This window comes from Weissella hellenica, assembly GCF_005405545.1.
GTDB classification, from domain to species: domain Bacteria; phylum Bacillota; class Bacilli; order Lactobacillales; family Lactobacillaceae; genus Weissella; species Weissella hellenica.
Window position 1 is genome coordinate 103,666 of the sequence record NZ_BJEG01000001.1, and the last position, 22,000, is coordinate 125,665.

Sequence of the window (22,000 nt, forward strand, 5' to 3'; positions counted from 1 at the left end):
TTTTTTATTTAAAATAAACGTCATGATGAAGTTTACATTTAGGATTAAAAGCATAATGACATTCAGGGCAGACGCCTTTTGAGTATGCTTGAAAATTCATGACGTGACGACAATGACCACATAAAATTTCAGTACTTGCTTCATTCGTTGGAACAAATGAGTGGTCTTTTAATGCATTGTGGCATAAATAACAGGCAAAAAATTGTTGGCATTGATCACAAGCTAATGCAACGACATCTCGTTGGGTATGATAGTGTTGACAACGACCATCGTCATCTAAAGCTAAGCCATATATTTTAGGGTTATTGGACGTTTGTTTTGATAACTTCGCCACTTGTAAATGATTTTGTAATGCCATTTTCATCCTCAATAATTAGACCACCATCGCTGGCAATTTGTTTGGCAGTCCCGTAGATAGTTTGATTGCCTAATTTCAATGTGACGTGTTTACCAATAACGTTGGAACGACGTCTATATTCAGTTAATAACGTTGCAAAATCACCGTGATAATAGGTATCGATAATATTTTTGATTAACGTTGTTAATAAGAGGTTGCGATCAAGTGTGGCTGATTTGTCGATGCTTTGGGCAATATCAGATAATTCGTCAGGAAAATCTTTGGTTGTTAGATTTAGACCAACTCCCATGATAAAAGCCGAAACCGAATTAGATTCAAGTTCAACATTAGCTTCCGTAATTATACCGCCAACTTTTTTATTATTAATAAATAAGTCATTTACCCATTTTAAATCGATTGTTTCTTTGGGAAAAAATGATTCCAATGTTTGGGCGATAACAACGGCCATATTAGTCGTTAATAACCCAACTTGATCCCAGTTATCAGTTGTATTGGGCAAGACTATTGTAAAATAAAGACCACTCGTGGCAGGCGAATAAAAATGACGACCACGGCGACCGTAACCTGCTGATTGTGCTTCAGCAGCAAAGAAGACGGGTTTGCTAACGGTATGAGTAGTCAAGTATTGTTTTGCTAAATGTTGTGTAGAAGTAACTGTTTTTTCAACAAACATGCCATCTATTAATTGCTTATCCATGTAATATCCGACAATATCTTCATCTAAAAAGGGCGTTTCAATATATTGATAACCTAGATTTTTACGACTCTCAATCTGATGCGCTTTCTTTTTTAAAGCATTGATAGCTTTCCAGATACTTTCACGGCTAACGGCCAAATCAGTTGCCAGTTGATCACCAGATAACCAGTCACCTTTATGTGCCAATAGTTCAAATAAAACTTTTTGCTTTGTTGTTGTCACCATCATGCTCCTTTTAAAATATCGTTTGCAGACTTGGTAGTTTTCTTAATCGTCTTGCTATGAAAACGGCTAAACCTGCTTTAATGATATCACCTGGTAGAAAGGCAAGGTTAGAAATAAGTGCCGTTCCTATTGGCATGTGTGATTGTACGGATAGCCAAATTGAACCAATTAAATCAATAAATAAAACACCAGCTACAACGACAATAATAAATTCTAACCACCATGATAATCGTTGTTGTTGCTTTAGGATGTGTAAGACTGTACCAAGCACGAAGGGGACTAGTAACCAACCAAGTAAATAACCACCAGTTGGACCAAGGAAGACGGCAAAACCACCACGCCCACCTGATAAGACTGGTAAACCAAATAAAGCAAGTACCAAGAATAAGCCAATTGATAGAAAGCTATACTTGGTACCTAATAGTTCAATTGCTAATAGTATACCTAGGTTTTGAATAATAATGGGAACAGGAATAAATCCTAGTGGAATACCAGGGAAAAAGCCTAAAACAATTAAAATAGCGGTCATCATGGCAGCTAGGGTTAATTTTTTCGTTCGTTGATTTGTCATAATACGTATATGTCCAATCCTTAAAATTTAGAATAAATTCATTATAATATTTAGTAACCTTTAAATCAATACAAGGGTTACTAAAAACATAATGCGAACGATTTTATTTTAAATATCATCAAAGTTAGTTATTTATTGCAATTAATAATGAAAACACATATAATGTTTGCTATAATTTTGAGTGTTGCAAAAATAACCATAAATTTTTTGAGGTGAATATTATCTATAAAACGGTATTAAAAGGCAGTTATTACACTGCCATTGATAAGAATCAAGTAGATTATCAAATAGATAGTTTGATTTGTATAGACGACGACGGACAAATTGCTAATATTGTAAAGCCAAATGATGAGAAATATGAAAAAATACAGCACGAGGCAGAACAACAAGGGAATTTGATGGCATTGACTAAAGATCAGGTAGTTATGCCGGGATTTATAGATTTACATGTGCATGCACCACAATGGCCAAATGCAGGTTTGGCATTAGATCGACCATTGTATGAGTGGTTGGATCAATACACTTTCCCACTAGAAGCTAAATTCAAAGATGCTGATTATGCGCATCTAGTTTACGATAATTTAGTCGAGACTTTGTTAGCAAATGGCACCACGACCGCACTTTATTTTGGGTCTGTTGATAATACCGGTAATGTTGAATTAGCTAAAGCTTGCTTAGCTCATCATCAACGTGGTTTTGTTGGAAAAGTTGTTATGGACAATCCGGCACAAACGCCAGACTATTATCGTGATGAATCTACACAGGTGGCGTTAGACGAGACAGAAGCATTTATTCATCAAGTTGAACAATTAAATAAAAACGAAAATATACCAGTAACACCAGTTATTACGCCACGCTTTTTACCCTCTTGTACAGATGAAGTATTAGCAGGGTTAGGCCAAGTAGCAACAAAGTATCATTTACCAATTCAATCGCATTGTAGTGAAAGCGATTGGGAAAATGGTTACGCCATTGAGACACATGGTAAACGCGATGCAGAAGTTTTGGATGATTTTGGACTATTAACCGATAAAACAGTTATGGCACATGGCACACTACTAAACGATGAAGATCTTGATCGTTTTAAGAATCGTGGTGTTGGCATTGCACATTGTCCAATTTCGAATGTGTATTTTGGTAATGCTGTTATGCCGGCTAAGAAAATTTTAGCTAAAGATGTAAAAGTTGGACTGGGCACCGATATTTCAGGTGGCTTTGATCCAAGTATTTATCAAAATATTCGTCAGGCAATTATGTCATCACGAATGCTTGATGAAGGCGTTGATAGTAAGGTATCTCCTGAATTACGTGGGAAAGGAGACGCAGCAATTACTGCTCGAAATGCTTTTTACATGGCAACTGTGGGTGGGGCACAAAGCCTTAACTTAACAACAGGTCAAGTAAAAGAAGGTTATGCAGCTGATTTACAAATTGTGCATACAAAGTATCCAACATTTGGTCATCAAGATTCTGAAGATACGTTTGACAAAATGATGTATCAAACGACAGCATCAGAAATTGATCATGTTATGACCCAAGGTATTTTTGTTAAGTAAAGTGTTTCACATGAAACATTAGCAATTAAGAATAGGAAAGAGAATAATTGATGGCAGAAAAAGAGAGCGGATTATTAATTGGTGCAAATGATAAAGTACCTGTAGCAGAGGCAGGTCTTTTAGGATTGCAACACGTATTGGCAATGGATGTCTATGTGCCACCGCTAATTATTGCAGGTTTGTTATCAATGAGTGCAGCACAAACTAGTGGCTTTTTACAGGTCGCATTTCTAGCATGTGGTATTGGTACATTGTTTCAAACATCATTATTTATGAAAATGCCAATGTCACAAGGACCATCATATGTGCCAATTGGGGCCATTGTTGGTGTATTTATGGGCAATGGTGCTGCTCATGGTGGTATGGCAACTGTGATTGGATCAAGTATTCTTGCTGCCATTTTACTGATACTATTAGGCTTTTCGGGATTTTATCAAAAAATTGTAAATAAATTAGTACCATCAATTGTTGGTGGGACAATTATTACTTGTGTTGGGCTATCGTTAATACCATCAGCCTTAAATGATAATATTTTTGAAGCTAGCGGTAATATTTACCAAAATATTGAATTAGCAGTTATAACGATGGTAGCATTGCTGGTTTCTATCACAATCGGAACTTATTTACCTAAGCTCCAAAAGATTTTTAAAATTGGATCAATTGTAATTGCGCTAATGATCGGAACAATTGTTGCAAGTTTCAAAGGATTAATGGATTGGTCAACAGTCTTAAACGCAGATTGGTTCAGCTTGCCAAAGTTTACAGCATTACATTATGGTATCAACTTTAACTTATCAGCAATTATTACGTTCATTATTATTTTTGTAGTCTTAACAACTGAAACAACGGGTACCTGGTTTGCCATGAGTGCAGTTACGAAAGAAAAGATTAGTAATAAGCAATGGAATCATGGTATTATCGGTGAGGGGATGAGTTGTTTAGTAGCAGCCTTACTTGGTAGCACGCCAATGACGGGATATTCGACGAATGCAGGTGTTGTCTCAATCACAGGTGTTGCTAGTCGCCGTGTTTTCGTAGCAGCTGGGTTTTGGTTCATTTTACTAGGATTTTTCGGTAAATTATCTGCACTGTTAGCAGCTATTCCAGCAGCAGTAGTTGGTGGTGTATTCGCAGTTATTGTTGTGATTATTATGTTAAGTGGATTGAACGTTATCGGTGATTTGAATATGACAGGTAATAAGGGGTATATTATCGGGGTACCGATCGTTATGACTTTAGCACTTGTATTTTTGCCAGATAAAGTCATTAACGATGCACCACAAATGATTCAATATTTACTAGGATCACCAATTACCGTTGCTGCTGTTACAGCAGTGATTTTGAATTTAGTATTGAATAAAAAAGAACCCAAGTCAGCAATGACTGATTAAGTGTAAAAGGAGCATAATTTTATGCTCCTTTTTTGTTTTACAAGATAATTAAATATGTCTTTTTGATGAAAAATAAATGACTTGAAGTTGCCAAAATAAATCAGTGATTTACAAGTGTAACCATTTGTAAATGTAATAATGAAATGTTAATATATCAGTATTGGAAGCGCTTACTTGTTGCTTTCAAAAATCACAATGGGCTATTGTATGATGGGAGTTATTTTATGTTTAATTTTTTGAAACCGTTACCGGATGCAGCGCAACGAGTACCACCAAATAAAGTTGAGTCAAGTTAAAAAAAATGGCAGTTTCGTGTGTTACTGTCGACCTCAATGATTTATATTGGTTATTACATTATTCGTTTAATTTTTACAGCACAGCAAAATGAGATTCGAGCAGCATATGGATTTTCATTAACACAAATGGGATTTATCTTATCAATGTTTGGAATTGGTTATGGGGTTTCAAAATTGATTATGGGGACCTTGGCTGATCATTCAAATGCTAATCGATATATTGCATTTGGTCTTCTGGCTAGTTCAGTTATTAATGTTGTTTTAGGATCAACCAAAAGTTTTACATTAATTCTGTTATTGATGTTGATGAATTCGATTCTACAAGGAATGGGCGCAGCTGCAGCACAACGTAGTATTTCATTATGGTTTGGGCGTAATAAAAAAGGTTCCTTTTTAGCACGTGGTACGGCCTATTCAATTTGGTCGAGTGCGCATAATTTTGGTGCCTTTGCCGCTGTCGCAAGTATTAATTTGTCAGTATTTATGTTTGGGTCAAGCGTTGCCTTTTCATTTTATACAGCCTCAGCAATCTCTGTTATTATTGCAATTATCTCACTATGGTTAGGTTCAGATAGGCCAGCAACGCAAGGATTACCAACAATTGAAAAATATTCTGGTGAGGCAGTTGTTGTTGATGGTGAGGTGGTTCAAAGTGAATTAACTGATGATTCTGTTTTTAAGGTATTTACTAAGTATATCTTGAAAAATAAATTAGTTATGGTGATTATTCTTGTCTCATTGTCATTATATGTTGTTCGTTTTGGTATTATGTCATGGATTCCAGGTTATCTAACTGAACATAAAGGCTTTAGTCAAAGTGAAGCTAAGTGGTTATTTGGAATTTTTGAATTAGCATCAGTGCCCGGTGTTATTCTATTAGGTTATATTTCTGATCTTTTAAAGGGACGACGCGCAATGGCAATGATTGGTTCGTTGATATTGTTAGCCGTTGATTTGACAGCTTATTTTTATGTTACTAATCATGCTGCTTTAATCGTTATCCTGTTATTATTAGGTAACTTAATTTATGCACCGATTACGATTATTGGGCTAATGGTTAACGAGGCTGTGCCAAAGTTTGCTGTTGGAATGTCAACGGGAGCAATGGGATTTGCACAGTATGTATTTGGTGAAGTAATTGGTACGTTAGGTGTCGCTTCGATTGCGCAAACGTATGGTTGGGCAGCCGCAGATATTGTTATTTATCTCTTTACAGCGATTGCTGTTGGTGGCGCGATTTACATTATGATTAAGCAAAATAGTATGCTTAAAGAAGTTTAAGTGAGGTTATGGAAAGCGCGCGACAAAAGGTGGTTTGAAGTCGGTGTGGAATGCGTTTATACTATAAAACTTATAGACTTATAATTAATATATTTTTAGTTAAAAAGATTGGCACATTTTCTTGTGTACCAATCTTTTTTACATATAAAAGACGAGAACTAATGAATTTCATTAATTCTCGTCTTCATTATGTGAGTTATTCATCAGGTAATTGGTACCTTAGATAGTACGTATTGTCTTTACTAAAGTAGTACATGTGACCATCGATGTAGTGATATCCTTGGACGGCACGACCATCATTTTCTACATAGTAGGTATGTCCATATGCTGATACCCAGCGGTTAGTTTGTAGGACCCCACCTTCGTAGTAGAAGAAGCCATTGTCGTGGTTTCTGAAGCCGGTGTACAATTGACCATTTTCAATCCAACGCCAGCCGACACCTTCAATGTTTAAATAGCCATTGGGGATGTCTTTACGAAGATAAAACGTGTTGTCTGAACCAAAATCATAGGCTTGACCATTAATCCATTGGTAACCTTGAACAGCACGACCATCATTATCAACGTAGTAAGTTAAACCATAAGCATTTTCCCATTGATTATTCTGGCGTACTCCGTTTACGAACCAGTAATATGAACCAGCATAGTAACGCAACCCCGTATAAGGTTGCCCGTTTTCTAACCAGTTGTAGCCACCATTAGCTGTAGAAACTTCAGGTGAATAAACGTACCCGGTCCGAGTATCTTGTTGTATCCTTGTAGTTTGTACAGTGCTTTCGCTAGTGTCTGCAAAAACAGGTGTTGTTGTGATAGCTAATCCACTAAGAACAGCACCACCTACTAAGGCTGATACTAATGAAGCTTTACTAAATCGTTGCATTTTCATTATGTGTACCTCCTTTGTATAGTAATAAGTCTACCGCAAATTCAATCATTATGTTACTAATATGTATCGAAAATGTTTCTAAAAAGTTACTGAAACTTGTGTGGAATCTGTATAAGTAAGTCTAAAAACAAGTTTTATTAGAATTTTTGTGATGGTAATAGTAGAACAAATTATTTAATAGGACTTGTATCTTAAAAATTATGGTGTTAGAATCTTTTTAAATTAAAAAACAATTAGAAATATGAAAAGAAGAGTAATGATGATGATATCTTTAACAGAGAGCCTCGTTGGTGAAATCAGGCAAGATATGTCATTGTGAAGATGAACTTGGATGATTTTCAAGGAGTTAACGCAACTTGAACGGGTGGCACCGTTATGACTGCCAATGAGGCACTGTGGTAATCATGGTGTAAATAGGGATGGTAACGCGAATATTCGGCCCAAAGGCAAAAATGTCTTTGAGTCGAATGTTTTTTTATTATAAAGGAATATTTCGGGGGATTAATAATATGACAGTAGCAACAACAAACCAAGTTAAGTTTCCAAATCGTTATGATATTGTGGGAAGTTTTTTAAGAACAGATGCATTGAAAGCAGCACGACAACAATTTGAAGCGGGTGAAATTACTAAGGAACAATTAACACAAGTCCAACATGCCGAGACTAAAAAAATTGTTGATACGCAAGTCTCGCTGGGGCTAAAAGACATTACTGATGGTGAGTTTAATCGTTCTTGGTGGCACTTAGATTTTTTGTGGGGGCTAGGTGGAGTCGCAACTTATGACTATCATGAGAGTTATAAATTTAAAGGGGGCCAAACACGAACTGATAATGTTGAACTTGTCGGTAAAGTTGCTTATAATCCTAATCACCCATTTTTTGATAGTTATCAATTTTTAGCATCGATTACACCTGAAGGCATTACGCCTAAGCAAACAATCCCTTCACCAACAATGTTGTTCCGTGATAATCGTAGTGATAATTGGTCAAAATATTATGATACATATGATGAATATTTGACGGATTTAGCAACGGCATATCACCAAACTCTTCAACACTTTTATGATTTAGGCGCACGTTATGTACAATTGGATGATACAACTTGGGCATTTTTAATTAGTAAGTTACATGAAACTAAATTAGATGCAGCGGCACATGAAAAGTATGCCAAAATTGCACGGGATAGTGTGAAAGTAATTAATGATGCTTTGGCTGATTTGCCTGATGATTTGACGGTGACAACGCATATTTGTCGGGGTAATTTCCAATCAACTTATTTGTTTGCAGGTGGTTACGATGATGTCGCTTCATATTTGGGTCAACTAAATTATAATGGTGTCTTCTTAGAATTTGATGATGATCGTTCAGGTTCATTTGATGCATTAGGTGAAATTTGGGCCGGTGATACTAATAAGCGGATTGTTTTGGGACTTGTCACATCAAAGAAACCTGAGATTGAAGATCAAAACGCTATCATTGCTCGTGTAAAAGAAGCTGCAAAAATTGTACCATTAGAAAATCTTGCATTATCAACACAATGTGGCTTTGCTTCAACTGAAGAAGGTAATAAATTAACGCAAGCCGAACAATGGGATAAGTTGGATTTTGTCATTAAAACTGCGAATGAAATTTGGAACCAATAAAATAATGTAAGCGCTTAAATAATGTGGATGAAACTGGTATAATAAACGTAACGATTTAATGTTAGGCAGACTGGTTTTGGGGAAAGGATGAGTATAATGACGTTAACACCGCGAATATCAATAGCAACCATGATGACGGTTTTACCATTGAAAGGAGAAATTTTCTTTAAAAAGGATAAAGAAGGTTTTTTTACAACATCTGATTTAGGCCCCAAGTTGCTAATAACACTTAAAAGCCCGGCTGAGATTGCGCAAATGCTCAAAGAATTTAATTTTATGATTGATGAACATACAGTTGATGCAGATGATAATGAATTAATCCGTTATACTGATTTATCATTAGTAAACGCATAATTAAAATGCTAATTGATAGTTTTTTAACTTTCAGTTAGCTTTTTTATTTGAAAGTAAGTGGGATATATTTTCATATCGTGTGGTTCGGGTTATATTTGTAATTAAGAGAAAATAACAGGAGTAATAAAATATGACGGGAATTCAACGACAAGAAGCGATTAAAGCAGCTTTAAGTAACCCAGATGCAGTAATTAGTGCAAATCAATTTGCAAAGCAACTCATGGTATCACGACAGACCATTGTGGGCGATATTGCACTATTACGTGCTAGGGGTGAACAAATTATAGCCACACCGCAAGGTTATCGCTATCAAGCTAAACAACAACACAGTACAATAATCGTTGTACAACATGACGCCCAACAAATTGAAGCAGAATTAACAGCATTGGTGGATGTTGGTGTAACGATTGCGGATGTTCAAGTTGATCATCCAGTTTATGGCCTATTGAAAGGTGAACTTGCAATTCAGTCAATAACTGATGTGAAACAGTTCGTGTATCATTTGAGTAAAACAAGTGGCGAACCATTGTCTGCGCTCACTGATGGTTTACATATGCACCGCATTGAATACGAAGATGTAGCTAATTTACAAAAGGCTAAAGCCGCCCTAAAAGATCTTCATATCTTATACGAAGACTAGTTCAGGTTGACAAGACACCCCCATCGGTCGTATGATGTTAGACATTACATGGGTGTCTTTACACCTAGATGGGAGTAACTGGCTATAAATAAGTCAGTATTGTGAAGTGTTGTGAGTAAAATACATAAATTGTTGACGGTGACAGGCCTAGCTTGGCTGTTTGATGCGATGGATGTTGGGCTATTGTCATTTATATTGGTGGCAATTCAGCAAGAATGGCACCTGTCTTCAGTTCAAGTTGGTTGGATTGGATCAGTCAATTCGATTGGCTTAGCTGTCGGTGCTGTAACTTTTGGTGTTTTGGCTGACCAGAAGGGCCGAAAAATGATGTTGATGGCAACCCTATTGATTTTCTCATTAGCAACTGGATTATCAGCATTTACGATGGGATTTATTGGATTTAGTGTGTTGCGTTTCTTTGTTGGTGTAGGACTAGGTGGTGAACTACCAGTTGCGACAACGCTAGTTTCTGAGCATGTTAGTAAGGAAAAACGCGGGCGCACTATTGTTTTATTGGAAAGCTTTTGGGCGGTAGGCTGGTTAATTGCTAGTTTGTTAGCATACTTTGTGATGCCACAATTTGGATGGCGAATAACCCTCGTTATTTCGGCACTTACTGGATTTTACGTGCTGGTTTTACGTCGTCATTTACCAGATGATGTGAATAAAACGACAATTAAAATAAAAAAAGAACATGTTAGCACTAAACTAGCTAAGTTATTCCATAAAGACTATCGTAATCAAACGATTATGTTATGGATTGCTTGGTTTATGATTATGTTTTCTTATTATGGTATTTTCTTGTGGTTGCCAAGTGTCTTAATCGGTAAAGGATTCAGTACAGTTAATAGTTTTGGATATGTCGTCATTATGACATTGGCACAATTGCCAGGATACTTTACATCAGCATGGCTTGTTGAAAAATGGGGTCGTAAGCCGGTAATTACCGTATTCTTATTAGGAACAGCTGTTTTTGCGGCTGTATTTGGTTTTTCAACTAGTCTGACAATGATTATGATTTCAGGTATGTTGCTATCATTCTTTAATTTAGGTGCCTGGGGTGCAATGTATGCTTATACGCCAGAATCTTATCCAGCAGCTATTCGGGCAACCGGTAATGGCTTTTCTGAAGGGTTTGGCCGTTTAGGTGGTGTACTTGGTCCGCTATCAATTGGCTTTTTTATCGGTCATGGTTTGTCATTTGCAAGTATCTTTAGTGTCTTTAGCGTTGCTTTGGTGATTGCAATCTTCGTTATCCTATTTTTGGGTAAAGAAACACGTGGTCAAGAAATTGATTAATTAAATAAAATAAAGGTCTATCTCCATTATATGACTAGGGATAGGCTTTTTTTATTGTATCGTGCATGTTTTTTTCTATATTTAAAATATTTAGTTGACCTTAACGTTACGTTACCCCTTATTATGGTTTTATCGTGAAAGGAATTTTTTGAGTTATGACATATACAATTAAAACTGTTGCGAAATTATCAGGCGTTAGTACAAGGACGTTAAGGTATTATGATGAAATTTCGTTATTAAAACCAGTAATGATTAATTCATCGGGTTATCGCTTGTATGGAGATGAAGAGATTAATCGATTACAGCAAATTTTATATTATCGTGAATTGAATTTTAGTTTGGAAGAAATTAAACTAATTTTAGATAATCCAAATTTTGACATTAAAAAAGCACTACAAATACAGTATCAGCAGCTTTTATCTCGTAAGGAACGTATCGAAAATTTATTGTTAAATATTAAAAAAACCATGCAGTATTATCAAGGAGAAATTGACATGACAGCCAGTGACAAGTTTTCAGCATTTAAAGTACAACAGATTACACAAAATGAACAACAATATGGGGATGAAATTCGTTCAAAATATGGTACTGATCAGGTAGATCAAGCTAATAAAAAATATTTACGATTAACACAAGCTGATATGGATGAAATGAAGTTAGTCGAAAAACAGCTTTTTGAGCAATTAGCAGCATATGTTTCAAAACCGAATTTGCAAGGAGAAATTGCACATGAAATATTTGAATTACACAAATTATGGTTGAGTTTTACGCTACCAGAATATTCTGCAGACATGCATAAAGGTATCGTAACAATGTATGTTGAAGATGAACGATTTAAGATGTATTACGATGAAAAAGAACCAGGTAGTGCAGAAGCTTTGTACCAGATCATTCACCATTATGTATCGTGATAATAGTGGGATTGTTTCATGTGGAACAATCGTTAATCAGTAAAAAAAACGTAAGTTACCAAATTTTTTGGTACCTTACGTTTTTTTAATTAGCTTTAAAAATTATGAATTATTTAACCGGATAAATCTTTCTGAGATTATTGATATCTTGTTCTGATAGTGTGGTGACACCTTGATCAACAGGATACATGACAGAATTTTTATTCTCTGTATGATTTAAACCAAGCGCGTGACCAACCTCATGAATGGCGGCTGATAATCGTGGGGGATATGCTGTATTTAATGTTGCTTTACCATGATTATAATCAATATTTACAAAACCAGTTTGAGAATAAATTTCAGGCCCGCCGATGCCTAATTCTTGGAAATTACTTTCATTTTGAGACGGTTTATTGTAGACACCTAATGTGAGTGTGTTTTTTGAATCACTTTGTTCTTGCGCAGTAATTTTAACAATACCAGTCGCATTATAAACGTCCATGGCTTGTAAAAATATGTGTTGGGTTTGTTGTGGAACATTATTATCAAATTTATAAGTATAAATGTTGGATAGTTTTTTATCACGAACAATTGATTCAATATCGTTATCAGCTTGTATAGTTTTGTCGGGCTGGGTCTCGCCTTGTTTTTTAGTTGTAATAGGGAGTTCATCCGACCACGTTTTAAAATTGGTAATTAAACTAGTTAATTCACTATTAATCTGTTGGCTAACCGTTGGCGTTGTTACCCAATTGTAGCCAACGAGGGCAACGACGATAAGTATGATGCCTTTAAAAATTTTCATTGTGGGTACCTTTCTGCACACCTAGAACAGGATGTAAACAATTTGAATTATAGTATATCAAATTAAGAAGAACCTTATAAATGCTTTCGTGAGCTGATTGATAAGAATACTTGATTAAGATATTAAGGCGGACAATAAATAAAACCACAATGTTGACACGGTGTCACTTTTTTGGTATACTAACATCATAGATAAGTGACACGGTGTCATTTTTTTAGAAAGTGGGGATAAATTATGGTTTCAAATACTTTTGAACATTTAGCGGATGACAAACAATTGCGAATTAGACAGGCATTGTTGCATGAATTTTCAACGTATGCTCTAGCACAAGCACAGGTAGCACGAATTGTTGCAGACGCTGGGATTGCACGAGGGGCTTTCTATAAATATTTTAGCGATTTAACGGATGCGTATCACTATGTATTGAATATTGCCCTATATGAAATCCATAAATCAATGCCTGCTGTTCCAACTACTGATAATGTTGAAACCTATATTGAATCGATTCAACGTTTTGTTCAAGAAACTGATAAGACGGGATATCGTGATTTAATCGCATTACATTATCGTTATAATGAAGGATTTTTAGGTAATCAACCATCTAAAATGTTTTCTGGAGATCATGGCGCTAACCAGTGGGCGATTACGCTTTTATATCATCAAACGATTAAAGATATTATTTTGGATCCGGATACGAGTTCAGCACGATTAGCACAACTACGATTTGTGCTAACAAGAAACTAACAAGAAAAGGGAAAATTATGTTTTTAGCACTTAAAGAAATTAGAAAAGAAAAGTTACGGTCGAGTTTAATCGTGGCTATGATTGTGCTAATTGGTTACCTTATCTTTATTTTATCAAGTTTAGCATTAGGATTAGCTAGACAAAATACAGATGCAATCAATTCGTGGCATATCAATCAAATTACCTTGAATGCTAATGCCAATGTGGATATGCGTCAGTCATTTTTAAGCGCTGATAATGTTGGTAAATTAAGTAACCAAGAAGCGGTTATTGGTCAAACGTCAGTTGTTGCTAAGTCTAAGCAACATAAGCAATTATCTGCTGTATTTATTGGCTTAAAGGATACACAATTTGTTTATAAAAATATACAACTTGTAAGTGGGCATAATGTGAGAGGCGCTCATGAAATTGTTGTGGATACTGCATTTAAAACGGCAGGGTATAAATTAGGCAATCAATTAACCTTGAATGATGATCAGCAAAAATATACGATTGTCGGCTTTACTGAAGGGGCAAAATTAAATATTGCGCCAATTGTGTATGGTCAATTAAGCACGTGGCAGAATTTACGTGGTATGTCCTCAGGACCAGTTGCATCAGCAATCGTTTCTAAAAATACGCATTTTAAAAATAATAATACTGGTGTTAAAACTTATACAAAACAACAAGTAATTGATAAACTTCCCGGTTATCAAGCACAAACGGCGACATTTGTGTTAATGATTGGTTTTCTAATGGTCATTTCATTGATTATTATTGCTGTATTTCTTTATATTTTGACGATGCAAAAAATACCAAACTATGCTGTTTTACGGGCGCAAGGTGTCCCAAGCAAAGTACTAGTTACGGCAACCATTTCGCAATCAATTTTGCTAGTTATTTGTGGACTAGTTATCGCAACCGGATTAACAGCTTTAACAGCGGTGGTGATGCCAGCATCCGTACCGGTTGCTTTTGATATACCTGTTCTTGGGGGCGTTGGTTTGGGCTTATTGTTGATGGCATTAATTGGTAGTTTAAGACCAGTTAGGTCAGTCTTGAAAATTGATCCAGTTTCGGCTATTGGAGGATAAACATGTATTCATTATCTGTTCAAAATGTTAATCAAATTTATGGTAACGGTACAGCAAAAGTGCACGTTTTGCATGATGTTAATTTTACTGCAGAACCGGGTACGTTGAGTTTAATAATGGGACCATCTGGTTCTGGTAAAAGTACTTTTTTGACAATTATTGGCGGGTTATTGACCCCAACAAGTGGTGTCGTTTCAGTCAATGGCACGAATTATACAGATCTTTCTAAAAAAGAACGGGATCAAGTTAGACTAGAATCAATTGGTTTTGTTTTACAAGCCTATCACTTATTACCCTATTTAACAGTTGCAGATCAGTTCAAATTAGTTGATAAAGTAAAACCGGAAGATAACCTTACTGAAGATGAGTTAAATAATGTGTTAGAAATGTTAGATATAAAGGAATTGATGAATAAATTTCCTAGTGAACTGTCAGGAGGACAGCAACAACGGGTAGCTATTGCACGTGCGTTGTATCCAAATCCATCGATTATTTTAGCAGATGAACCAACAGCAGCGTTGGATAGTTCACGTGTAACGGTTGTTGCTAAACTGTTAAAGGATCTAGCCGTAAAACATCATAAGTCAGTCGTAGTTGTGACGCATGATTCAAGATTGATGGCATCAGCAGATCATTTATATGAAATGACTGATGGTTATTTGACGCAAAAAAGTTAAATAGAGTAGGCTCGTTTCTACTAAAAGCCGCAGAAAAAAGTTTCTGCGGCTTTTTTAAATAACGATGTCATTAAAATGAGTGAATTATTAAGATTATTAAATAATGGTTTACAAAACGCTTGATTAGAAATATTATAATAAAATAACATTTCAATGAGAAAGAAGGCGTTTATGGAATTTTTAGGGGCATTTTTAATTGTTATGGTTTTCATGTTTATAGGTGAATGGGTGTCATCTTTAACTAAAGCTTATGTACCATCAATCTTTATTTCAGCAGTTTTATTTACAATTGGATTTTGGACAATATTACCTAAAGATATTGTTGCTAAGACCTCATTTGGTAGTGAATTCGTTGGTGTCTGTATCCCAATCTTACTAGTTCATCTAGGAACTATGATGAATATTCGGCAGTTATTGAACCAATGGCGTGCAGTAACCATTGCTTTGTCAGGAACACTTGGAACGATTATTTTAACGTTGACAGTTGGGACGCTATTATTTGATTGGCATACTGTGATTGCAGCAATTCCACCATTAACAGGTGGTTTAGTATCAGCATTGCTTATGACGGACGGGTTAAAAGCAGCAGGATTATCATCATTAGTTGCATTACCGGTTTCAATGTTTATTATGCACAGTATGATCGGCTATCCACTAACATCAGTGATGTTGAAGAAAGAAGGTCGTCGTTTATTACGTGAACATCGTGATAATCCACAAGCTGTAGTTGTTGAGAAGGAATCTGTTGAGACAGAGCCGAAAGCATTATTTAAATTGCCAGCGAAGTACAATACCAGTGCTTTTATGTTGGCTAAGGTTGGCGTAGTTGGTTTGCTATCAATTTGGGTGGCTGGTTTAATGAATGGTGCGATTAATGCAAATGTGATTGCGCTTATTCTGGGTGTTATTGGCCATCAAATTGGTTTTCTAGAAAAAGAAGTTTTGAATAAGACTAAAGTCTTTAATTGGTTGATGTACGGTTTGATGGCATATGTGTTGTCGCAATTAAGCGTTACAACACCAGACATGTTGGGCACGATTCTAATTCAAATTGTGGTACTGATTATACTTGGTATCTTTGGCATGTTTATTGCTTCATGGAGCTTGTCAAAGCCAATGAAGATGAGTAAAGAAATGGCATTTACCTCTTCGTTAACGGCATTATTTGGTTTTCCGGCTGACTATGTGTTAACGAATGAAGTTATTGGTCATTTGACGACTGATGAAAATGAGCGAGCTTACTTAACGGGACATATGATGCCAAAGATGTTGGTTGGTGGTTTTGCGACAGTGTCAGTGGCATCAGTCATTATTGCATCAGTATTTTTGAAGTTATTGTAAATTTGGGGGTAAATATGAAAGTCTTATATAAAAATGCAAATGTTTTTACAGGAAATAATACAGATTTTGAAGAGGGGATTGATTTTGTTGTTGATACGGAGTCTGGGGAGTTTGTATCAGATACAGCTGTTGATCAAGAGGTAGATCTAGCCGGTAAGTATGTTATGCCTGGGATGATTAATGCGCACACGCATATTGTTGCAGATCCATATGAAAAGATTGCAACATTAGGTGATAAAGATGTTACTGCAGCAACATCAACATTCTTAGCATTAAAGAATTTAAATGCATTGTTGACGGATGGCGTAACTTATATTCGTGATGTTGGTTCAGTATTCGATGTGGATATTGAATTATCAGCACTTGAAGAAAGTGGTGAATTAGTTGCACCAGGTATTATTGCTTCTGGAAATCCGCTAACGATGACAGGTGGTCATTTTAGTAATGGTAGCTACGAAGTTGATGGTGTCGACGAAGTTAAAAAGTTTGCACGTTTGGTAATGAAAAAGGGTGCACGTAATGTGAAGATGATGGCTACTGGTGGTGTATCATTTAGTGGTGAAACACCTTGGGACGTTCAGATGACAGAAGAAGAGTTACGAGCAGGTGTTATTGAAGCCCATCATAAGGGCCGGACAGCTTGTGCTCATGCGCAAGGAACTGAAGGAATTCAAAACGCATTACGAGCAGGTGTTGATTCAGTTGAACATGCTATTTTCTTGGATGACGAAACCATTCAAATGTTTTTAGATAAGGGGATCTACATTGTCCCAACTTTGACTGCACCATGGGCAATTAATCAAAATGCTGATGAATTACCTGAATTTATGGTAAAGAAGTCGTTGGCTGTTGAAAAGGCTCATCGTAAGAGCATTGGACAGGCAGCTAAAGCCTGTGTTAAATTGGCAATGGGAACAGATTCAGGAACTGCATACAATAATTTTGATAAGAATTCATCAATTGAATTGGCAATGATGGTTGATACTGGTGCAACTAACTTGCAAGTGTTGCAAGCAGCAACTGTTAATGGTGCTGATTTGTTAAAGATTAGTGATCATGCCGGATCGATTGAGACTGGTAAGTTAGCCGACTTTATTGTGCTAGATGATAACCCAATGCAAGATATCAAGGCTTTACAAGCAAAGAAGGTTGTTTACAAAAAAGGACATGTTGTTGCTTAGAAAAGCTGAAGCTTGCAAGCATAGTATGCTCGTGATTTAATAAATGTATGAAAAAGATATGTCATAAAGTTAAACAGATAGCTAAAGATCTTTGGGAAACAACAACAGAGTCATTTATAATTAGTATAGTTGCAGGAGCAATTGTAGACTTATTTAATTATTTAAAGAAAAAATTTTAGTATATAAAGGACCGGTAAATCACCACTTTAATGTGTTGATTTACCGGTCCTTTTGGTATTTCCTTAAACAGGAGCTAAAGTATCGTTTAATAATGCTTTTCCTTTAGAATAATTTGTGTCACGTTCGCTTTGTGGCATCATACTGCCACCAGTTGCCCAAACGATATGGGTAGCGTTTGGGGTATTAAATACGGGCATATTTTTGATGGTTGGTGCAATACCAGTAAAACCAGCAGCAGCAGAAGGCTCAACGGTAATATGTTGTGTGTCCTGTAACTGGGCAACATAGCGATAAATATCATTGTCTGGGAAGGTAACACTACCAAAGAGCAATGTACGCATAACGTTACCAGCTAAACGGGATGGCCGACCAACAGCGAGTCCGTCAGCAGCAGTTAGACCATCTAAACCAATGTCATACACTGAAATACGATTATTTAGCTGGGTCATCATACCAAGTGTGACTGAGGGGACGTGTGTCGGTTCACAGAAAACAGCGTGAACGTGCGGTCCTAAAATAGTTTTTAAACCGAAAGTGACACCACTTGGACTACCACCAACCCCTGCAGGTAAGTAAACGATAACAGGATGCTCTTGATCAACTTTAATTTGTTGGTCCTTGAGTTGCTTTTGTAGGCGGACGGCAGCGACAGCGTAACCTAAGAATAGGTCGTTAGAACCTTCGTCATCTACGAAATGGCAGTTAAAATCTGCTGCGGCAGCTGCTCGCGCTTTTGGCATAACAGCTGAGAAATTTGTATTAAATTCTTTAACAGTGACACCATTTTCACGTAGCTTATCTTTTTTCCATTGCCGTGCATCATGGGACATATAGACAGTGGTTTTAAAACCGAATGTGGCGGCAACGATACCAACGCTTAATGCAAGATTACCAGTTGAAGCAACAATCACACTATAATTAGAAAATAATTGGCGGAATTTGGTAGAAGCTAAAATACTGTAGTCGTCCATGTAAGCTAAACTACCATGGTTGATTGCGATTTTTTCGGCAAACTTTAGTACTTCATAAATGCCGCCGCGTGATTTAATTGAACCTGAGATTGGTAGTGCGTTATCGGCTTTTAAATATAGATTACCAGCCAAATCAGTTTGGTTTTGTTGTTCCCATGTTTTTTGCATGTCATTTAATAAAATTAGGGGAGATTCGATGATGCCATTTGTCGCAGCTGTTTCGGGGAAAACCCTAGCCAAGTAAGGTGCAAAGCGGTCTAGGCGGGCGACAGCATCAAAAATATCTGCTTTTGAAAAAGGCAGTTCAGCTTTCTGAGCGTAGTCTGGATTGCGCCAGAAAATAGGTTGTTGATTGATTAAATCTTTGATTTGGGGATGTTTTGTTACCAACGTTTCTAAACTCATATGCTATCAATCCTTTCGCCTTTTAAATTATTATAACGCGAAGCAATAATGGTCGGTTAAAATATGTTAGGTAACGTCACATGTAAGAGACTTATTTATAGCTATTTTATTTTCTTTTATTATTGTAAAATTATGATTAAACTTAATGAAAAATGGAGGCAATTCGCATGAAGTCGAATCGTCACATGGGAAATGTTTCGCGTATTGTTGTAAAAATTGGTACAAGTTCTTTAATGCATTCAAATGGTAAATTGAATTTACAGGCAATTGATCAATTGAGCTATACTTTAACAGGCTTAGTCAATGAGGGTAAGCAAGTTATTTTAGTTAGTTCAGGTGCTATTGGAGCTGGTATGGGTCAATTAGGATTAACAACTCGACCAGAAGAAATCCCCAAACAACAAGCATTAGCTGCGATCGGGCAGAGTGAGTTGATGACAGTCTATCAACAGCGTTTTGCTACTTACGGCCAAAAAATCAGTCAGGTGTTGTTGACACATGACGTTCTTGATTATCCACAAAGTCGGGAATATGTTCATAATACAATTGAACAACTACTTAATTGGGGGATTATCCCGGTCGTTAATGAAAATGATACGGTGGCAGTTGATGAGTTGGATCATCGGACAACTTTTGGTGATAATGATCAACTATCAGCAATTGTGGCGGTACGATCACATGCTGATTTGTTAATTATGTTGTCAGATATTGATGGTTTTTATACCGGCAATCCTCACAAAGACCGACATGCGCAATTGATTAAGGAATTACACCAAGTAACTGATGATTCATTAAAAAGAGCTGGTGGTGCAGGTACTGTATTTGGTACAGGCGGTATGGCAACGAAGTTAAAAGCAGCAGCTAATATTTTAAACCACAACCAAATGATGGTTTTAGCGAATGGTGCTAATCCGTCAATTATTTTTAATATTATGAATGGTGAAGAAATCGGTACGTTATTTATTGCGGAAAATAACAATGAGGAGTCGGATGATGACAGAATTATTAAATAAAATTGGTCAGCAGGCAAAAGCAGCATCTCAGGTGTTGGCACAATTGTCTACGACAACTAAAAATCAAGTTTTACGTGCAATGGCCGATGCTTTACTAGACAAAACGCCAGAAATTTTGGCGGCTAATCAAGAAGATTTAGCTGATACGACAGGTTTGGCAGATAAATTTATTGATCGACTAACGCTAACTGCAGATCGGCTTGCTGGTATTGCGGATGGTGTTAGAAAAGTGGCCGACCTACCAGAACCAATTGGCAATGTTGAACGTGGTTGGACAACGGAATCGGGATTACAAATTAGTCAGAAGCGCGTGTCCCTTGGTGTGGTGGGGATTATTTATGAAGCACGACCAAATGTGACTGTTGATTCAGCGGCGCTTTGCTTTAAGTCGGGTAATGCTGTTATTTTACGTGGTGGAAAAGAAGCGTTACAGACTAATATTAAAATGGCAGCGGTTTTGCGTGACGTTTTGGCTGAATTTGATTTACCACAAGACGCAGTTCAGCTTATTACGGAAACCTCTCACGAACTAGCCCAACAATTTATGCGCTTGAATCAGTATGTGGATGTCTTAATTCCACGTGGTTCATCACAACTAATTCAGACGGTTGTACAAAATGCAACGGTGCCAGTTATTGAAACCGGTGCTGGTAATTGTCATATTTATGTTGATGAAACGGCTGATTTACAGATGGCCGAAGACATTATTGTTAATGCGAAAACACAACGTCCGTCTGTCTGCAATGCGACCGAAAAATTACTAGTTAATACAGCAATCGCACCTGATTTTTTGCCACGAATTGCGCGAGCTCTTGCTGATAAACATGTCGAAATTCGCGGTGATCAGCAAACTTGTCAAATCTTGGGTGACCAGGCAAAGCCAGCTCAGGAAGCAGATTGGGATACTGAATATAATGACTATATTATTGCGATTAAAGTGGTGAATACGTTAGAAGCAGCGATTGATCACATCAATCAACATAATACAAAACATTCTGAAGCAATCATCACGACTAATTATGAACATAGTCAACAATTTACCCAACAAATTGATGCAGCTTGTGTTTACGTTAATGCTTCGACACGCTTTACGGATGGTTTTGAATTTGGTTTCGGTGCTGAAATTGGTATTTCAACGCAAAAGCTACATGCTCGTGGACCAATGGGATTAAAAGAACTTACAACAACGAAATATGTCATTTTAGGTCAGGGTCAAATTAGAGAATAAAAAGAGCGGTCGGCTGCTAGATAATTCTAGTAGTCGACCGCTTTTTTAATTTTCCTGATTATTATCAGGGGGACAGTTATATCATAATATAAATTATTGCTTTATGTGGCACGATCAAATCCTCTTACAAGGCTGCATTAATTTTAAAACGTTATTACTTTACAACAAAATATTATTGTTTTACAATAATTTGAGTTGAGGAATTAATGATAAGTTTGTTTGAAACAATAACGAGATTGTCTATCCTCGGGTTCAAAACGTCTTATCATGTAAATTTGAAAAAACTTACGCAAAA

The 22,000-nt window shown here is 36.5% G+C and carries 20 protein-coding genes and 1 pseudogene; 15 read left to right on the forward strand and 6 right to left on the reverse strand.

Annotation, left to right across the window (positions count from 1 at the left end; all coding sequences use genetic code 11):
- Positions 1-4: 4 nt before the first annotated feature.
- From FFM61_RS00500 to FFM61_RS00510, 3 genes are read right to left on the reverse strand one after another with little or no spacing between them, the layout of a single operon-like run.
- The gene (locus FFM61_RS00500; protein ID WP_074426640.1) at positions 5-358 is read right to left on the reverse strand and encodes a CHY zinc finger protein; all 354 of its coding nucleotides are present in this window, start codon (positions 356-358) and stop codon (positions 5-7) included.
- On the reverse strand, positions 303-1,280 hold the full coding sequence (locus FFM61_RS00505; RefSeq protein WP_074426639.1) for a biotin--[acetyl-CoA-carboxylase] ligase: 978 nt from the start codon (positions 1,278-1,280) through the stop codon (positions 303-305). The genes FFM61_RS00500 and FFM61_RS00505 overlap by 56 nt, the downstream gene beginning before the upstream one ends.
- A 10-nt stretch (positions 1,281-1,290) precedes the next feature.
- Positions 1,291-1,851 (reverse strand): biotin transporter BioY, encoded by a 561-nt coding sequence (locus tag FFM61_RS00510; RefSeq protein ID WP_074426638.1) that lies wholly within the window; start codon positions 1,849-1,851, stop codon positions 1,291-1,293.
- Between the two features lie 212 nt (positions 1,852-2,063).
- Here FFM61_RS00510 and guaD point away from each other — a divergent pair, with 212 nt between their 5' ends.
- The 3 genes and pseudogenes from guaD to FFM61_RS00525 all read left to right on the forward strand — a co-directional run bounded on the left by guaD (position 2,064) and on the right by FFM61_RS00525 (position 6,375).
- Positions 2,064-3,407, forward strand: a complete 1,344-nt coding sequence (gene guaD, locus FFM61_RS00515; protein WP_074426637.1) for a guanine deaminase — start codon at positions 2,064-2,066, stop codon at positions 3,405-3,407.
- 50 nt (positions 3,408-3,457) lie between these two features.
- The gene (locus FFM61_RS00520; protein ID WP_074426636.1) at positions 3,458-4,798 is read left to right on the forward strand and encodes a uracil-xanthine permease family protein; all 1,341 of its coding nucleotides are present in this window, start codon (positions 3,458-3,460) and stop codon (positions 4,796-4,798) included.
- A gap of 224 nt (positions 4,799-5,022) precedes the next feature.
- A pseudogene (locus FFM61_RS00525) lies at positions 5,023-6,375 on the forward strand (MFS transporter).
- A gap of 196 nt (positions 6,376-6,571) precedes the next feature.
- On the opposite strand, the gene FFM61_RS00530 reads toward FFM61_RS00525, so the two are convergent.
- Positions 6,572-7,261 carry a hypothetical protein gene (locus FFM61_RS00530; protein ID WP_074426635.1) on the reverse strand — a complete coding sequence of 230 codons (690 nt, stop codon included), beginning with the start codon at positions 7,259-7,261 and terminating at the stop codon, positions 6,572-6,574.
- Positions 7,262-7,770: 509 nt separating this feature from the next.
- Here FFM61_RS00530 and FFM61_RS00535 point away from each other — a divergent pair.
- From FFM61_RS00535 to FFM61_RS00555, 5 genes are all read left to right on the forward strand, one after another.
- On the forward strand, positions 7,771-8,904 hold the full coding sequence (locus FFM61_RS00535; RefSeq protein ID WP_074426634.1) for a vitamin B12 independent methionine synthase: 1,134 nt from the start codon (positions 7,771-7,773) through the stop codon (positions 8,902-8,904).
- 96 nt (positions 8,905-9,000) lie between these two features.
- Entirely contained in the window at positions 9,001-9,258 is a 258-nt protein-coding gene (locus FFM61_RS00540; protein ID WP_074426633.1) for a hypothetical protein, read from the forward strand.
- A gap of 130 nt (positions 9,259-9,388) precedes the next feature.
- Positions 9,389-9,898: a transcription repressor NadR gene (locus tag FFM61_RS00545; RefSeq protein ID WP_074426632.1), complete on the forward strand. Its 510-nt coding sequence runs from the start codon at positions 9,389-9,391 to the stop codon at positions 9,896-9,898.
- A 168-nt stretch (positions 9,899-10,066) separates the two neighbouring features.
- On the forward strand, positions 10,067-11,197 hold the full coding sequence (locus tag FFM61_RS00550) for an MFS transporter (protein WP_083194385.1): 1,131 nt from the start codon (positions 10,067-10,069) through the stop codon (positions 11,195-11,197).
- Positions 11,198-11,352: 155 nt separating this feature from the next.
- Complete coding sequence (locus FFM61_RS00555; protein WP_074426630.1) at positions 11,353-12,108, forward strand: MerR family transcriptional regulator; 756 nt, start codon at positions 11,353-11,355, stop codon at positions 12,106-12,108.
- Positions 12,109-12,217: 109 nt separating this feature from the next.
- On the opposite strand, the gene FFM61_RS00560 is transcribed toward FFM61_RS00555, so the two are convergent.
- Entirely contained in the window at positions 12,218-12,892 is a 675-nt protein-coding gene (locus FFM61_RS00560; RefSeq protein WP_074426629.1) for a matrixin family metalloprotease, read from the reverse strand.
- Between the two features lie 234 nt (positions 12,893-13,126).
- Here FFM61_RS00560 and FFM61_RS00565 point away from each other — a divergent pair, with 234 nt between their 5' ends.
- The 5 genes from FFM61_RS00565 to FFM61_RS00585 all read left to right on the forward strand — a co-directional run bounded on the left by FFM61_RS00565 (position 13,127) and on the right by FFM61_RS00585 (position 17,908).
- A complete protein-coding gene (locus tag FFM61_RS00565) occupies positions 13,127-13,636 on the forward strand; it encodes a TetR/AcrR family transcriptional regulator (RefSeq protein WP_074426628.1) in 510 nt (169 codons plus the stop codon).
- A 17-nt stretch (positions 13,637-13,653) separates the two neighbouring features.
- Entirely contained in the window at positions 13,654-14,709 is a 1,056-nt protein-coding gene (locus tag FFM61_RS00570) for an ABC transporter permease (protein ID WP_074426627.1), read from the forward strand.
- A gap of 2 nt (positions 14,710-14,711) precedes the next feature.
- On the forward strand, positions 14,712-15,386 hold the full coding sequence (locus FFM61_RS00575; protein WP_074426626.1) for an ABC transporter ATP-binding protein: 675 nt from the start codon (positions 14,712-14,714) through the stop codon (positions 15,384-15,386).
- A gap of 171 nt (positions 15,387-15,557) precedes the next feature.
- The gene (locus FFM61_RS00580; protein WP_074426625.1) at positions 15,558-16,727 is read left to right on the forward strand and encodes a hypothetical protein; all 1,170 of its coding nucleotides are present in this window, start codon (positions 15,558-15,560) and stop codon (positions 16,725-16,727) included.
- A gap of 14 nt (positions 16,728-16,741) precedes the next feature.
- Complete coding sequence (locus tag FFM61_RS00585) at positions 16,742-17,908, forward strand: metal-dependent hydrolase family protein (protein WP_074426624.1); 1,167 nt, start codon at positions 16,742-16,744, stop codon at positions 17,906-17,908.
- A gap of 242 nt (positions 17,909-18,150) precedes the next feature.
- Here FFM61_RS00585 and dsdA read toward each other — a convergent pair whose 3' ends face one another.
- Positions 18,151-19,464 carry a D-serine ammonia-lyase gene (dsdA, locus tag FFM61_RS00590; protein WP_074426623.1) on the reverse strand — a complete coding sequence of 438 codons (1,314 nt, stop codon included), beginning with the start codon at positions 19,462-19,464 and terminating at the stop codon, positions 18,151-18,153.
- 167 nt (positions 19,465-19,631) lie between these two features.
- Here dsdA and proB point away from each other — a divergent pair, with 167 nt between their 5' ends.
- Together proB and FFM61_RS00600 are read left to right on the forward strand one after the other, a co-directional pair.
- Entirely contained in the window at positions 19,632-20,477 is an 846-nt protein-coding gene (proB, locus tag FFM61_RS00595) for a glutamate 5-kinase (RefSeq protein ID WP_074426622.1), read from the forward strand.
- A complete protein-coding gene (locus FFM61_RS00600) occupies positions 20,458-21,705 on the forward strand; it encodes a glutamate-5-semialdehyde dehydrogenase (protein WP_074426621.1) in 1,248 nt (415 codons plus the stop codon). The genes proB and FFM61_RS00600 overlap by 20 nt, the downstream gene beginning before the upstream one ends.
- Positions 21,706-22,000 lie beyond the last annotated feature (295 nt).